Raw genomic sequence first — 15,005 nt, forward strand, 5'->3', positions numbered from 1 at the left:
CGCTGCGCGTTCGCGTGCGCGATGGTATGACCCGCTGCCTTGTACGGGGGCCGCGCGGTTCGGGCCGGGTTGCGTCTGTGGCAACCCGGCCTTTTTTCGAATTTCCGAAGCGGCGATGTTGCCGAATTGGCAACGGAGAGCTGATCACGTTGCTCGGACCGAACGGGTCGGGCAAATCGACCTTGCTCAACTGCATCATGAATCTGCTTGAACCCCAGGCCGGCAGCATCGTGCTCGATGGGCTGCCGGTTGGCCGGATGGGGCATCGCGATATTGCCCAGCGAGTGGCCTACGTGCCGCAATCGACGAATGTGAGCTTTGCCTATACCGTACGGGATTACGTTGCCCTGGGGCGTGCTCCGTTTCTCAAAATGTATTCATCGCCTTCGCCCGAAGACTACGCGAAAGTCGATCGGGCGCTCGACCGATTGGGCGTGTCCGATTTGGCTGCGCGCTCGTATAACGAGCTTTCGGGTGGGCAGCGGCAGCTCGTCGATGTCGCCCGAGCTCTTGCGCAGGATCCGCGTTTGATCCTTTTCGACGAGCCGACAAGCGCCCTTGACTACGGCAATCAGATCAAGGTGCTCAGGATGGTGAAGGAGCTCTCTTGCGAAGGCTACGCCATTGTGATGACCACGCACAACCCCGATCATCCCATTCTGCTTGACAGCTCGGTGTGCCTGCTCGATCGCGGTGGCCGTTTGACGAAAGGGACCGTCGACGAGATCATGCAAGAAGATCGTCTTGAAACCGTGTACCAATCGGAGATGGTTATCCGCTACGTGGAAGATGCGAGACGCCGTGTTTGCATGACGGCTAGATTCTGAAATGCGGTATCGGGCGAGCGCCGCCGCACCGTCTCGGCTGGCGGCGGCTGACTGGCGAGTTCGACATGCGGCGTTCCCCTGTTCCTATGCGAGGGCGAGTACCATGAGGCGGTGCTCTACCAAGCGATCAATCTCATCAAGCGCTTCGAGATGCTTAACATCGCCAGTGACGTTGCCAGGCGTGTTGTATCAACGATGTTGCAGCGCGGGGTTATTGCCTGTTGGACTTCCGTGCATTCAGGCAGATCAAAAAAACGAGCCCTGTAGGGCTCGTTTGCTTTACGTATGTGCCGTCCGATGTTAGTCGGTGCACTCGACAAGCGTAATCTCGAAGTTGAGATCTTTGCCGGCAAGCTCGTGATTCATATCGAACGTGGCAACGCCGTCGGTGATTTCTTTCACGAAAACCGGGAAAGGCTGGCCGCCGGGGCCCTGCATGTAGATGGTCTGGCCGACGGGAAGCTGGTCGCCGTTGGGTATCTGGGAAACAGGGATCTTCTGGATCAGCTCTTCGTTGTACTCGCCGTAGGCTTCCGCCGCGGGAATGTGAACGGTTTTGGTCTCGCCGACAGCGAGGTCTTTGACGGCGGCATCGAAGCCAGGGATCATCTGGCCCACCATGCAGGTGAACTCGATGGGCTCGCCGCGGTCCACGGAAGAATCGAACTTGGTACCGTCGTCAAGCGTTCCGGTGTAGTGGACCTTGACCTTTTTGCCTTCGTTGCTCATAAAAGAGCTCCTTTCAAAAGAAAACAGTGGATTCAGTCTACCTGAATAGGCAAGCGCAGCCGGCCCGCAACGGCGAAGCGCCGCAGCTTCGTCACAATTCTGTAGGATATGCGTCGACTTCGGCGCGGCTTTCCGCTCGATCTCGTATCGGATTGCCGACCCGCCCGTCTTGGCTGCGATGGATCAGCATCGGTCGAGGTCGGTGACTGCGATCAGGGTTATCGTGAAATTGAGCGCCTTTGCTATGGCGTCGTGGTTCGTATCGAAAACAACCGAATCGCCGGTTGCTTCGATCACGCGTGCCGGATAGGTTTGGCCCGAGGGGTCCTCGAGGTTGATCATTTCGCCAAGGGGGAGCTTGAGGTTGGCGGGAATCTTATCGCGCGGGATTTCGATGATGCGCTCGTCGGTTCGCTGCTCGTACGCTTCGTCTGCTCCTACGCGCACCGATCTCGTTTCCCCAATCGCCATGGTGCGAACGGTTTCGATGAACGCGGGCGGCATCCACCCGTCGATGCAGGGAAACTCGATCGGCTGCTCGGTCTGATCGATAAACACATGGCCGTCATCGAAACGTCCCGTGTACGATACCGTGACCATCTTGTTGCTGTTGTCCATGGCGTGTCCTTGCTGATCCGATTTGCGTACCGGGCGCTTCTGGTCGGTCGGCGCCTCGTGGCTTGACGGTTACCCCTCGAGAAACCACTCGATGCGGCCGCAGTTCTTGCATATGAGGATCGTCGCGCTGCGATTCGCCCAGTCGAGACCAAGAAACGTGAGGCCTACCGTATTGAGCTGTGCATCGCTTTTTTCGAAATCCCGAGAGCCGCAGTGCGGGCAAACGACGGGTTCGCCTGCGATCTCGTACGAATAGTCACCGCTCAATCCTCGCTTGAAGCTGCTGATGAATCCCATCACGTCCTCCTTCTCGCATGCTGAAATGCGCTGTCGAGACATCGCGAACGAGTTGCGGCGCTGACGCGCGCTCTCGAATGCGACCATCCTATTGTATCCGTTTTGCGGGGTTGTCGGCTGGGCGTACATTGCCGGAGCATGGGTTCGGCTGAGTCTCCTCCGAAAAAAACGCCCGAAAATGGCGGCCAAGGCAAGCTTCTGTAGGAAATCCAGGCTGTGACGGGTGCTTTCGATGCTTTTCGGCACTGTTTCTGCTGTTTGGGTTTTTGCGACCAGGGCAAATGCCGGCAGGTGTGGCGCGCGGACGCGATCGCGGTGACGGAAGCTTGCCTTGGCCGCCATTTCAGGTGCAATTTTCGAAAGGAACGATTCTCGGGGGGAGGGTTGGGGGCAGATCGGTTTCGCGAGCGTCTTTTGCGAAGGGCGCGAAAAGCGCACTGGGCATGCCGCGTCGCAACGATCGGCGTACCGTGCTATGCAGATAGAATGCGGTTTCTGCGACACGGCTCTACTTTGCTCGGCGTATTGCCGCATCATGTCCGACGGCGATCGGGGAGGTGCGGCTTCGGGGCATCGGCCATCGTGGATCGCTTGCGTTTCGGCTGGTTTTTCCTCAATGGTTTTCTTCCTGAAACGCGTCGAACAGGTCAAGCAGCTCCATTTTCGTATGGATGCCCATCTTCTTATAGATGTTGTAGGTATGGGTCTTTACAGTTCCGATGGCGATGAAAAGGTTTTGAGATATATAGAGAGTTGTTCGGCCCTTTAGCAGCGGGTCGAGCACGTCTATTTCCCGCTTGGATAATTGCCACGCCTTGCCGAATTGGCGTATGCTTTCGTCGGGCGTGTGATTCGGATTGTTGTTCCTCACAACCTTTTCCTCGAAGCTGCGTTCTTCGGCTATGCCGCTGAGGGAGAACACTTCTTTTTCGGTGAACACCAACGTCGAAGCAGCTACGGTTATCGTCATGCCGACTCCCACGGCAACGGCAAGCGGGGGCAGGAACTCGGGAAGGTTCGTTGTCGCGATGCCGATAAGCCAGCCTAAAAGCATTCCGGCCGTGATCGCAAAGCGCGCGATGCCGAATGTTCTCAGGGGAGGCAGGTCGTTCATTTTTATCGCATTGCAGAAGTCATTGAGGATGAGGATTTCGAATGTCAAGTAGGCCGTCATGATGAAGGCATCTGCGGCGAAGAACACATGCTGGCTGATAAACAGTAAAACCGCCAACCCAATTGAAAAGGCGAGCGGAACAAAACGGTAGAGATAGTAAATGCCGCGCGCTTTCTTTTTGGAGTTGTATATCAAAGCAATGGCAATGCCGAGGCCGATGCAGCAAGGGGCTTCGATGTAGGGCCCGGCGATGTCCCCGCTGAACCCGTTGCAAACGGCAGTGCTGGTTATCAGGCTGAAGAGCAGGGCGTACAAGCCCAGTGCCGCGGTCATTCTGGTTATGTAGGGAAATATTGGCGCTTCCCGATTCCCGTTCGTTCTCATTTCGCTCAAAAAAGTGGTGCTCGACGAGCCCGCTTCGTGCTCATAGAGCTTATTGGAGTAGAGGAAAGTGATGCCCGAAAGAAATGGGAGCACGATAGCGCAGATGCGGGCCGCTTCGTCGCCGATTCCCATGATGCATACGAAGAGCAGCGATCCAACTGCATAGGAGAGGGTCATATAGAGTGCGGTTTCACCGAGTTTCATATGCCCGAAGAAGCTGAGCCACAGCATGAAGATGGAAGCGTCGGCGCACGCAACCAGCGCGATTGTGATCGGGGTTGCCTCGAAGCCGACCAGGAGTGCCGAAGACATCGAGCCGACAATGCTTCCGACGCACAGCAGGAACATGCGCCCTTTCACCGACGAAAGCCATGCGGAGAAAACAATGATGAGCGCTATGCCCATCAATCTGAACAGGAGCTCCATGGCCTCGAGGGGAAAGGTGGGTTCGGCTTCGATGTCGAGTATCGGTGTCGGGGACACGCCGACGAGGAACAGCCAAGCCCAGTAGAGTCCGAACCCCAACATTCGAATCGGAAAAAGCGTTTCAACCTTCATGGTTCCCCCTGACATGATCGGCTAGCTTTGCAATTCGACGATTTCGTCGTCCACCCCTAGTCAGTGTAATGGGTTTAGGGGCTGCACGACATAAACCAATAGTCATAAAGATCCTTTATGACCTTTAGATGATTTGAAAACATGCGCTCGGTGTCTAGGATTTCGCGTCAAGCGTATCCCGCTAGTGCACGACAGAATCGTGCTGCAAGAAGAAGGAGATGGGTGCTTATGGGTGTCGAAACGAGGGGTGAGACGGTCTATCGCGGTATAGCATGGTCGGCGTTTGCGTGCAGCGCAAATACCGCAGCAGTCGATGTTAAGGATGGGAAGATCATTCGCATTCGTCCGTTGCACTACGACGAGGTGTCAACCGAAGAGCAACGAAGGCCGTGGCGCATAGAGGCGCGCGGCAAGGTTTTCGAGCCAGGCGAAAAAACTCTCCTCCCGCCATTGTCGCTGACATACAAAAAGCGCATCTATTCGAAAAATCGCGTGCTGTATCCCCTGAAGCGCGTTGACTGGGACCCGAATGGAGAGCGCAACCCGCGCAACCGCGGCGTATCCAAATACGAGCGAATCAGCTGGGATGAGGCTACCTCCATCATCGCTTCGGAAATCAAGCGTATTCATGATAGCTATGGACCCTTGGCCGTAATGTGCCAGGCTGACGGTCACGGCGAGACGAAGGTGGTACATGCTCCGCATGGAGCACAGGCGATGATGCTCGAGTTATGCGGCGGGTATACGCTGCAAGCGCGCCAACCCGACAGCTGGGAAGGATGGTATTGGGGCGCTAAGCATGTTTGGGGGATGGATCCCGTCGGCATGCAAGTTAATCAGCGGAATCTGTACAAAGACGTTTGCGAACACGGCGATGCTGTTCTTTATTGGGGTTGCGATCTTGAAACCACCCCTTGGGGCTGGGGCGGCCAGCAGCCAAGTCGCATGGCGTACTTCTTGGAGGAGCTGGGTCTGAGATCCTTCTTCATTTCTCCCGATTTGAACTACACGGGCGCCTGCCATAAGGGGAAGTGGATTCCCGTGCTTCCCAATACCGATGCGGCCTTGCAGCTTGCCGTTGCGTATGTGTGGATCACTGAGAACACGTATTACAAAGAGTACGTCGAAAGCCATACGGTGGGCTTCGATTGGTTCGAATACTACGTTCTCGGCAAGGAAGACGGCGTGCCGAAAAGCCCTAAATGGGCTGAGGAGAAATGCGGCGTGCCAAGCTATACGATCAAAGCGTTTGCGCGATATTGGGCCAAACATGCTGTTTCGATTGCCCATGCGGATGGCGGCGGCATGATTCGATCCCCGTTTTCTCATGAGCCGGCTCGCCTGGAGATCGTCTTGCTCGCCATGCAGGGATTGGGTCGTCCCGGTACCGGTCAGTTGCATATGATCGAATTTGGGCAATTCGGGTTCGACGAGTGGAATCCCATGCCGCGATCGGAAAAATATTTCGAGGTTCCTGGTGCTTACCATGGATGGATGGAGACAATCGGACGCCAAAATTTCTTTCCGAAAACCATGACTCCCCAGGCGCTGACCCTTCCGGAAGGAGAAAAACTGCGCTGGTACGGGCATGTTGTATGCACAGCGCCTCGCGCCGATCAATTCATCCCCTTCGAGTTTCCTGCGGACGGTGCACCTATGATCCATATGGTCATTTCCGATTCACCGAGTTGGACGACGTGCTGGAACGGCGGCTACTCGATGCAAGACGCTTTGCGCAACGAACGGGTCGAGACCATCGTCATGCAACATCCGTGGTTTGAAAACGATACGGTTTTCGCGGACATCATCTTGCCCGTTAATACCATGTTCGAAGAGAAGGACGTTGCTGTGGACAACTGGTCCGGACAGTTCAACATGATGTACATCCAAGATGATTGCATCGAGCCGCTCGGAGAGTCGAAATCGGATTATGAGTGCGCAATCGAGGTCGCGAAGAAGCTGGAGCGGTATGGCGGACCATACGAGAATCTTGTTGAACGCTATACGCAGGGCAAATCCGTGGATGAGTGGATAGAGGCGGGGTTCGAAAGCGCACAGGCAAGCGAATTGATGTCGTACGACGAGTTTGCCGAAAAGAAAATATGCTTGGCTCCGACAGCCGAGGGCTGGGAAGACGATCCTGTGGCGTTAAGCGCTTGGTACGAAGATCCGGCAGCGCAGCCGTTGTCTACGCCAACCCAAAAGATCGAAATATACTCGACTGGTTTGGCGGAGCATTTTCCCGACGACACAGAGCGTCCCATCGTGCCACATTGGATCGAAGAAACAGCAGAGCACAAAGAGCGCATTTCGAGTGATCGCGCGGTGAATTACCCGTTTCTCATGGTGACGAACCATCCGCGTTGGCGTGTGCATTCCGAGCATGATGACGTTACATGGATGAGGGAAATCCGCACCTGCAAGGTAGAGGGTCCCGACGGCTATCTGTACGAACCTGTCTGGATGAACCCCGTCGACGCAGGAAAACTTGGCCTCAAAGATGGCGATGTCGTTCGCATCTACAACGAGAGAGGCTCTGTTTTGGGCGGCATGTATGTGAACGAGCGTATTATGCCCGGTGCGGTCTATCAGGACCATGGCGCACGCGTCGATGCGATCGTGACGGGTAAGTGCGGACTCGATCGGGGCGGTGCAAACAACCTCATCTGCCCAACGGCGACCACGTCGAAGAATGCCGCCGGAGAAGCGACCAACGGCTTTCTTGTCAATGTCGAGAAGGTCGATGTGTTTGCGCTTGCCGAGCAGTATCCCGAACAATTTGGACGCGAATACGATCCTGCAGATGGTTTGCGGGTATCGGCTTGGATGGTAGACGACCGATAGGGCATGTTGCCGAACGTGCGGCGCGCCGATCCCGAAATGGTGCGCCGCAATTGCGAGCAGCAATCAGCGAAAACGGAGATGCGCATGAAAGTATTTGTTTTTGATCTCGATAAGTGTAATGGATGTCACAACTGTCAGGTTGCCTGCAAAGACGAGCATTGCGATACAAGCTGGCTTCCTTATGCGGCGGAACAGCCCGATACGGGGCAGTTTTGGTGCAAAGTGGACGAGGAGGTGTGCGGGAAGGTACCCCATGTCCGCGTCCATTATCTCCCGCATCTGTGCAACCACTGCGATAACGCTCCTTGCATCGCCGCCGCTCCCGATGCGGTGAGTAAACGCGAGGACGGCATTGTGCTGATCGATCCGAAATCTGCTCATAATTCTGAAGCGCTGGTCGCCTCGTGTCCGTATGGTGCGATCTTCTGGAACGAAGAATTGGGAATCGCCCAAAAGTGTACGGGCTGCGCGCATCTGCTTGATGACGGATGGAAGGAGCCTCGATGCGTGGATGCCTGTTGCACGGGAGCTCTTCGGTTCGGAGAAGAGGAAGAGTTCGAGTCCGCGATCGCTCAGGCAGAGGTGCTGATGCCTGAGGCCGGTACGGCTCCCCGTGTGTATTACCTGAACAAGCCCAAACGTTTTATTGCGATGACTGTCGTTGACATTGAGGCTGATGAAGTGGTCGAAGGTGCGGATATCGTGTTGCAGCGCATCTCCGACGAGGAGGTGGTTGCGCGGTCGATGACTGACGAGTTTGGCGATGTGTGGCTTGAGGGGTTGGAGCCCGATCGCTATCACATGTGGATTCGAAAGGGGGGTTATCTCGATCTATCTGCGGAGTTCGATCTATCGGAGAAAGATTGCTCAGTGCCTGAAATGCGTTTTTATCGGGTGCCGACTGCAGTGTAAGCGCTGCGGTTTCTACAGTGGCGCCTTATATGTCGGGACCCTTTGAAAGAGGTTTCGGGGAACTGATATCGAGGCGATTCGGATTGTTCACACAAGGAGGTTCTCATGGGTACTGGTAAGAAAGGAAAGGGAGCGAATGCCCTCAAAAGGGGTTATGGGATGAATGAGGTGCCACGGGCCGGCGAACTCGGGGCTTTCGGATTGCAGCATGCGCTGCTCATCCTGTTTCAGACGCTGCCCGCCCCTCTTCTCATAGCGGGCGGATTGGGCATGGGCCCGGTGGAGACATCCATTTTGATTGCATCTGCCCTGTTCGTCAGCGGTATCTGCACGTTCGTGCAGAGTTTCGGCGTTGGCCCCTTGGGGGCGAAGATCCCCATGGTTATGGTTGGGAGTTTTGTGTTTATAGCACCCGCTCTCTTGATCATTCCGCAAGCGGGATTCGGCGGATACATGGGCGCATGCATCGTTGCCGCCATCATATGCGGAATCGTGTTCGTGCTTTTTTCGGATTGGCTGAAAGTGATTTTCCCGTCGTTCATTTCCGGCGCGGTGCTTTTGGTGCTGGGAACCGGTCTCATCGGAAACGCACTTGCAAACTGTGCAGGCGGTAGCGGTGCTGCAACGTTCGGCGACCCGATCAACCTCGCGTTGGCGGCTGTGACGTTCCTCATCACTCTCGTGCTGAGCGTTTTCGGCAAGGGGTTTATCCAAGGCGCCGCTCCGCTGATCGGCATGGCAGCCGGTTTCATCGTGGCCATTTTCCTCGGTATGGTCGACTTCGCTTCGGTTTCGGAAGCGGCCTGGTTCGGCTTGCCGCAACCTTTGCATTGGGGCATTTCGTTTCCGATCGACGCATGTTTGGTTATGACCCTGATAGCGGTGTGCGGAGTCGTTGAGATTCTCGGGACCACTGCTGCGACGACCACGGTTGCAGATAGGCGCATGGCTACTCCGAAAGAAACCAAGAAGACCGTTTTCACCCAGGCCGTTACGAGCGTTTTCGCTGGACTGTTCAATGCGGTTCCTACCATTTCCGGCAGTGCGAACATCGGGCTCATGGATGTAACGAAGGTCTATACGCGCTATGCGGTTTCCGTTGCGGGCGGGCTTGTTTTGCTGATGGGCTTGTGTCCGAAATTCTCTGCGATATTCTCCGTAATCCCGAATCCTGTGTTCGGTGGAGCGGTGCTCATGCTGTTCGGTTCCATTCTCGTCAACGGCATGAAGATAATCATGGATTCCGAACAAACGTCTCGCACGCAGACCATCCTCGCCGTTTCGCTTGCTGTGGGCATTGGTTTCAACTCGGTTGCAGGTGCCCTTGATCAGTTCCCGTTCTGGGTGTCTACCATGCTGTGCGGCGTTCCCGGAACCGCTTTCGTCGCGGTTATTCTGAATATCATTTTGCCTGGGCGCAATCTGAAGAAGCAATCCGTGTATGCGGGCACCGAATCCTTGAAGGAAGTCGAGGATTTCGGGGGTGTCGAGTTGTCTGCTGACGAAGAGGAAGAGGTCAAGGCAGGCGCGCAGGGAGGTTCGGCGTTTGCGGTAAACGCGCCTATGGCCGATGGCTCTGCCTCTCGAAAGGCTTGACGTTCTTATGGGGTGCGGCGGCGCATTGCGGACGCCGCACTCTGCTTTTCGTTCGACTGCAAACTCCGACGCATTTGATCGTAGGTGCGTTTTTGCAGCCGATCGCGTATCAATGGCGCCTCAACGCCCTTTGTCCCGCCTTCAGCGGCTTGAGGCTATCGAATCATCGGTCATAGGGCCGATGCTAAGGGGGATACAATGAAATCGCAAGGCTATGGGATGAACGAGCGTCCTCCCGTGCATGAGCTGATTCCTTTCGGTGTGCAGCATGCTCTTCTGGTGGCTTTTCAGGCGCTGCCCGCACCGCTGCTCATCGCTGCGGGTTTGGGTTTTGACCCTGCTCAAACAACTATTTTGGTTGCATGCGCTCTGTTCGTGGCAGGAATCTCTACCATAGTTCAAACGTTGGGTATCGGTTCGGTCGGAGGAAAGCTTCCGATCGCAATGGTTTGCAGTATCGTGTTCGTTTCGCCCGCGCTCGTCATCGCGCCGCAGGTTGGATATGCCGGGTATGTTGGCGCCTGCCTTGTCGGCAGCATCGTGTGCGGCGTGGTTTTCGTTGCCTTTTCAGACAAGCTTAAAATCATCGTTCCTACGTTTGTGTCGGGAGCGGTGGTCTTTGTTTTAGGCACGACTTTGTTGGGTGTTGCGCTTGGCTATTGCGCGGGAGGGTCGGGAAGCGTCGGCTTCGGCGACCCTGCGAACTATCTTCTTGCGGGCATAACGCTGTTGACCGTTCTGCTCTTCAACGTTTTCGGAAAGGGCTTTTTACACGGTGCCGCGCCGCTGATCGGGTTGGCGGTTGGGTTTTCGGTGGCGGCTTTTCTCGGTAAGGTCGACTTCGCTCCCGTTGCGGAGGCGGCGTGGTTTGCATTTCCCGAACCTCTTCATTGGGGAATCGAGTTCCCCGTCGATGCGTGCATCACGATTGCCTTTCTGGCGATTTGCGGAATTGCGGAGCTTTTGGGGGATACATCGGCTACGACGATGATCGCGGAAAACCGAATGCCCACCAAAAGGGAAACCCGGGGCGCAATCTTCACGCAGGCGGTTACGAGTGCGTTTTCGGCCGTGTTCAACAATGGTCCTACTATTTCAGCAAGCGCAGATGTGGGTCTCCTCGGTATCACGAAGGTGTGCAGCCGTTACGTGGTCGCCGTGGCAGGCGTCATCATGGTGTTTGCGGGCTTGTGTCCGAAAGTCAGCGCTCTTTGCTCGGTCATTCCGACTCCCGTATTCGGTGGGGCGGTTATCTTGACATTCGGCATTGTAATGGTCAGCGGCATGCAGATAATCATGAGGGTGAAACCCGACACGAGGACCATGACCATTTTGGCCGTTTCTCTGGCTGTGGGCTTGGGCTTTAGCGCCCAACCTGAAGCCCTGGCGAGTTTTCCTCTCTGGGTTTCCATGTTTTTAAGCGGCGTTCCCGGCACGGCGCTTACGGCAGTAGCCCTGAATCTGATTCTTCCTGGAAGAAAAAAGGTTGCAGAGGGCGATTTCCAAGAAGAATCGAGCGAAGGCATGTAAAGTAGCGCATGCCGGGAGGCGTGGTTGCTGCGTTCCGACGATACGGCATTTCATCGGCGGCGAAAGCCAATCGGCGCCCAGCTTGCAGTCGTTGCCTTCCGATGCTGCGATCGATCTTCCGCTGCGAAGATTGATCGCAGCTGCGCTTGGGTTTGCGCGACGGTGGATCGATCGCTCGGGTCGGTGGCATATGCGCGTGGTCTGAACTCGCGGCGGTGCTTCGGTTAGCCTCGCTCTGCGATGTCGGCGAGCGTTGTGCGGTCGGCGACGAGAGCGGCAAGCGGATCGAGGTAGCGTTGCTCGTCGGGCGATAAGCCCGCCCGGCCTATCTCGATCACCCGATCGGCCAGTTCGGCAACCGGACGCCCGTAAACCTCGGCTTCGTAGCCTCTTTCCATGAGCGTCTCTTTTGCGGCATCGATGTCCGCTCCCGTCACGCCGTCGAACAGCGCTTCGAGGGCATCGAGGTTTTCCGGCGTGGCGAACAGCCCCTTGACCAGGCCCGCGTAGGCGATTGCGTAAGGGATGGGCAGGGCATCGGCCGGACGGATCTCGATGTAGGTTTTAAGTCGAACGTCGTTGAAGAACATCGACAGGGCGTGCTCGACATCGCTTCTGTCCATGACGGTGTCAGCGTAGAGCTCGCCGAACGTCTTTTCGGAATAACACCATCCGTGTTTGGCGCATGCGACGAGGATGGCGGGTTTGTCGAGCACGTATTCGGCATAGGCGCGCATGTCGAACCCTTCGTCCATAACGCCGGGAACGAGGCCGCAGCGATCGGGATCGCAGTACTTCCAGATTTCGGTGCGCATGAGCTCGTGCGGGCGTTTTTCGCCTTCGAAGACAGGCGAGTTGTCGCACATGAGCGAAAACAGCGGCACGAGCGCGTAGGCGAGCTTGAGCTTGCGCAGGCAGTCTTCGGCCGACGCGTAGTCAACCGACACCTGCGTCGACGCGCTGCCCCTCATCATGCGCGGACCCCACGGACCGATCTCTCCCAAGTAGAGGTTCATGAACTTGTAGCGACGCTTAGGGATGAGCTCGAGCTCTTCGGCGCGCGCCGTCGGGTGGTAGCCGATGGTCAAAGCCTTCAGGCCGACGGGGGAGAGGATCTTTTCCAGGCGCTCTTCGAAAGAGAGAAAGCACGCTTCGGCGCTTGCGAGGTCCTTGAAGGGGCCGGCGGAGAGCTCGAGCTGTGCGGCCGGTTCGAGCGTGACCGCCTCGCGAGGCCGGCTCAGGCCGAGCAGATCGCCGTCTTCGGCAAACATCGCTTCCGAGAAGTCTCCGCGAAGCTGTTCGAGCAGCCAGTGCACGCCGTGCTCTTCGCTGTAGGATACGGGTTTTCCGTCTGCCGCTTCGACTATCGTATGTTCGAGTTCGATGCCGATTTCCCCGGTCGCCGATTTGATCCCGCTCTCGTAATACGCGATGATCGCCGCTATGTTCTGCTCGCGGGCGGGCTGCGAACCGGGGTTGCCGCAAGCGGCTGAACCGTGCCGCTCTGCCGCAGGTTGCGTGGCTGTAGTATTCATGTAGTGAACTCCTGAAACCGTTCCGATAGCTTTCCATGGTAATCGATTTGTGTACAATACTCCTTCAGCGGCAAAAACCTGTAGCTATTCTGAAACCAAACACATTTTTCGCTGAAAGCAAGGCGCAATGGATCTCCATATCACCAAACGAACAGCACTTTTGCTGTTCTTCGATATAGCGGCGACGTATGCCGCGTACTGGCTTGCGTCCCTTCTGACCGATGTGGTGGGCGAGGTTTTCCACAACAACGAGATATATTTCATGCTCGGCATCCTCGCTCTCATCAACGTGCTCGTTCTCGGCGTTTTTCATCTGTACAACAACCTTTGGGAGTACGCGAGCGTCGACGAGGCCATCCAGATCGTGTTGGCCGTTGCGCTCTCGACGCTGGTTGGCGCGGTGTTTCTTTGGATCATCGATGTCCGTCTGCCCATCCGCGTGTTCTTCGTCGCGCTGTTCCTCCTCATATTCTTCTGCGGTGGCATGCGCATGGTCTACCGCGTCGCGCGCCGCAAGAAGCGGGCGTTCTCGAGCCCAACCCACGCCTGCGACAGGCCGCGCACGCTGATCGTCGGTGCGGGCGAAACAGGCTCCCTCACGATCGACCGCATGGCGAGCAAAGACCCGCTTATGCCCGGCATCCCGATCGTCGCCGTCGACGACGATCCCGCGAAGCGGGGCTTGCGCATACACGGCGTCAAGGTGGGGGGCACAAGCGACGATATCATCGATCTCGTCGACAAGTACGATATCGAGCAGATCGTCGTCGCCATACCGTCTTCTACGCTTGAGGCGCGCAGGCGCATCTTCGGAATCTGCACCAAGACCGATTGCAGGTTGCGTACGCTGCCCAACATCCGCGAACTGCGCATCGACGAGCTCGGCGACGTCTCCCTGCGCGACGTCGATGTGGCCGATCTGCTCGGCCGCGAAGAGATCGTGCTCAACACGCGCACGGTTTCGGGTTACATCGCCGGCGAAACGGTGCTCGTCACCGGCGGCGGCGGTTCGATCGGCAGCGAGCTCGCCCGCCAGCTCTGCAAGGTTGCACCCGCGCGCATCGTCATCTTCGACATCTACGAGAACGATGCCTACATGCTCAGAAACGAGCTCCTTGCCGAATACGACGATATCGAGATCGATATCGAGATCGGAAGCGTGTGCGATGTAGCGCGCATCAACGAGGTGTTCGCGAAGTACCGCCCCGGAGCGGTGTTCCACGCGGCCGCCCACAAGCACGTGCCGCTCATGGAGATATGCCCGCGCGAAGCCATGCAGAACAACGTGTTCGGCACGCTAAACGCAGTGCGTGCGGCCGATGCCTACGGGGTTGGCAGGTTCATCTTCATCTCAACCGATAAGGCAGTGAACCCGACGTCGGTCATGGGGGCTACCAAACGCCTTGGGGAAATGGTCGTCCAGTACTACGCCCGAACTTCGAAGACCGTGTTCTCGGCGGTTCGCTTCGGCAACGTGCTCGGTTCCAACGGCAGCGTCATCCCCGTGTTCAAGCGCCAGATCGCCGCAGGCGGCCCGGTGACGGTTACCCATCCCGATATCGAGCGCTACTTCATGACCATCCCTGAAGCCTCGCGTCTCGTCATCCAGGCGGGCGGCCTCGCCAAGGGCGGCGAGATCTTCATCCTCGACATGGGCGAGCCGGTGAAGATCGTCGAGTTGGCGAAAAGCCTCATCCAGCTTTCGGGGCTTACGCCCGATGCGGATATCGAGATCACGTTCACGGGGCTGCGCGAGGGCGAGAAGCTCTACGAAGAGCTTTTGATGGACGAGGAGTCCACGCTTCCAACCACGAACTCGTCGATCATGGTTTCGACGGGGCAGGAGATCAGCTACGACGAGGTGGCTGCGAAGCTTGATGAGATCGAGGCCGCCATCGCCAAGACCGACGAAGAGGCCATCGCGATTCTCGAAGAAGCCGTTCCCACCTACACCCACACGACGAACCGAAGCTAGGCTGTTCGGGGTTGCCGAGCGACCCCGGTCGATTCGGGGCGGGGAAGGCGCGCGTGCCGCCGAGCTTTGCTTGCAGCGCCTGATTT

At 56.9% G+C, this 15,005-nt stretch carries 11 protein-coding genes; 6 read left to right on the forward strand and 5 right to left on the reverse strand.

Annotation, left to right across the window (positions count from 1 at the left end):
• The first annotated feature begins 26 nt into the window (after positions 1 to 26).
• Complete coding sequence (locus tag C1719_RS03920) at positions 27 to 827, forward strand: ABC transporter ATP-binding protein (protein ID WP_102373889.1); 801 nt, start codon at positions 27 to 29, stop codon at positions 825 to 827.
• 300 nt (positions 828 to 1,127) lie between these two features.
• On the opposite strand, the gene C1719_RS03925 is transcribed toward C1719_RS03920, so the two are convergent.
• The 4 genes from C1719_RS03925 to C1719_RS03940 all read right to left on the reverse strand — a co-directional run bounded on the left by C1719_RS03925 (position 1,128) and on the right by C1719_RS03940 (position 4,527).
• Positions 1,128 to 1,556 (reverse strand): FKBP-type peptidyl-prolyl cis-trans isomerase, encoded by a 429-nt coding sequence (locus tag C1719_RS03925; protein WP_102373890.1) that lies wholly within the window; start codon positions 1,554 to 1,556, stop codon positions 1,128 to 1,130.
• Positions 1,557 to 1,739: 183 nt separating this feature from the next.
• Positions 1,740 to 2,174: an FKBP-type peptidyl-prolyl cis-trans isomerase gene (locus C1719_RS03930; protein WP_102373891.1), complete on the reverse strand. Its 435-nt coding sequence runs from the start codon at positions 2,172 to 2,174 to the stop codon at positions 1,740 to 1,742.
• Positions 2,175 to 2,243: 69 nt separating this feature from the next.
• Entirely contained in the window at positions 2,244 to 2,471 is a 228-nt protein-coding gene (locus tag C1719_RS03935; protein WP_102374007.1) for a zinc ribbon domain-containing protein, read from the reverse strand.
• Positions 2,472 to 3,084: 613 nt separating this feature from the next.
• On the reverse strand, positions 3,085 to 4,527 hold the full coding sequence (locus tag C1719_RS03940; protein ID WP_180963459.1) for a helix-turn-helix transcriptional regulator: 1,443 nt from the start codon (positions 4,525 to 4,527) through the stop codon (positions 3,085 to 3,087).
• A 228-nt stretch (positions 4,528 to 4,755) separates the two neighbouring features.
• Between C1719_RS03940 and C1719_RS03945 the strand changes: the two genes are divergently transcribed.
• From C1719_RS03945 to C1719_RS03960, 4 genes are all read left to right on the forward strand, one after another.
• Positions 4,756 to 7,371, forward strand: a complete 2,616-nt coding sequence (locus tag C1719_RS03945) for a molybdopterin-dependent oxidoreductase (protein ID WP_102373893.1) — start codon at positions 4,756 to 4,758, stop codon at positions 7,369 to 7,371.
• Between the two features lie 15 nt (positions 7,372 to 7,386).
• Positions 7,387 to 8,283, forward strand: coding sequence for a 4Fe-4S dicluster domain-containing protein (locus tag C1719_RS03950; RefSeq protein WP_245874320.1), 897 nt, complete (start codon positions 7,387 to 7,389; stop codon positions 8,281 to 8,283).
• Between the two features lie 159 nt (positions 8,284 to 8,442).
• Entirely contained in the window at positions 8,443 to 9,879 is a 1,437-nt protein-coding gene (locus tag C1719_RS03955; RefSeq protein WP_245874322.1) for a uracil-xanthine permease family protein, read from the forward strand.
• Between the two features lie 198 nt (positions 9,880 to 10,077).
• Positions 10,078 to 11,409 carry a uracil-xanthine permease family protein gene (locus tag C1719_RS03960; RefSeq protein WP_245874323.1) on the forward strand — a complete coding sequence of 444 codons (1,332 nt, stop codon included), beginning with the start codon at positions 10,078 to 10,080 and terminating at the stop codon, positions 11,407 to 11,409.
• Between the two features lie 224 nt (positions 11,410 to 11,633).
• On the opposite strand, the gene C1719_RS03965 is transcribed toward C1719_RS03960, so the two are convergent.
• Positions 11,634 to 12,944: a glutamate-cysteine ligase family protein gene (locus tag C1719_RS03965; RefSeq protein ID WP_102373896.1), complete on the reverse strand. Its 1,311-nt coding sequence runs from the start codon at positions 12,942 to 12,944 to the stop codon at positions 11,634 to 11,636.
• A gap of 127 nt (positions 12,945 to 13,071) precedes the next feature.
• Between C1719_RS03965 and C1719_RS03970 the strand changes: the two genes are divergently transcribed.
• Entirely contained in the window at positions 13,072 to 14,919 is a 1,848-nt protein-coding gene (locus tag C1719_RS03970; protein ID WP_102373897.1) for a nucleoside-diphosphate sugar epimerase/dehydratase, read from the forward strand.
• Positions 14,920 to 15,005 lie beyond the last annotated feature (86 nt).

Origin of the sequence: Raoultibacter massiliensis, from assembly GCF_900199545.1 — a bacterium.
GTDB classification, from domain to species: domain Bacteria; phylum Actinomycetota; class Coriobacteriia; order Coriobacteriales; family Eggerthellaceae; genus Raoultibacter; species Raoultibacter massiliensis.

Bases quoted from the DNA above. Each gene is read 5' to 3' on its own strand.
- C1719_RS03935 (WP_102374007.1), bottom strand. From the start codon at position 2,471: ATGGGATTCATCAGCAGCTTCAAGCGAGGATTGAGCGGTGACTATTCG.
- C1719_RS03970 (WP_102373897.1), top strand. From the start codon at position 13,072: ATGGATCTCCATATCACCAAACGAACAGCACTTTTGCTGTTCTTCGAT.
- C1719_RS03930 (WP_102373891.1), bottom strand. From the start codon at position 2,174: ATGGACAACAGCAACAAGATGGTCACGGTATCGTACACGGGACGTTTC.
- C1719_RS03940 (WP_180963459.1), bottom strand. From the start codon at position 4,527: ATGAAGGTTGAAACGCTTTTTCCGATTCGAATGTTGGGGTTCGGACTC.
- C1719_RS03955 (WP_245874322.1), top strand. From the start codon at position 8,443: ATGAATGAGGTGCCACGGGCCGGCGAACTCGGGGCTTTCGGATTGCAG.
- C1719_RS03925 (WP_102373890.1), bottom strand. From the start codon at position 1,556: ATGAGCAACGAAGGCAAAAAGGTCAAGGTCCACTACACCGGAACGCTT.
- C1719_RS03945 (WP_102373893.1), top strand. From the start codon at position 4,756: ATGGGTGTCGAAACGAGGGGTGAGACGGTCTATCGCGGTATAGCATGG.
- C1719_RS03920 (WP_102373889.1), top strand. From the start codon at position 27: ATGACCCGCTGCCTTGTACGGGGGCCGCGCGGTTCGGGCCGGGTTGCG.
- C1719_RS03965 (WP_102373896.1), bottom strand. From the start codon at position 12,944: ATGAATACTACAGCCACGCAACCTGCGGCAGAGCGGCACGGTTCAGCC.
- C1719_RS03960 (WP_245874323.1), top strand. From the start codon at position 10,078: ATGAAATCGCAAGGCTATGGGATGAACGAGCGTCCTCCCGTGCATGAG.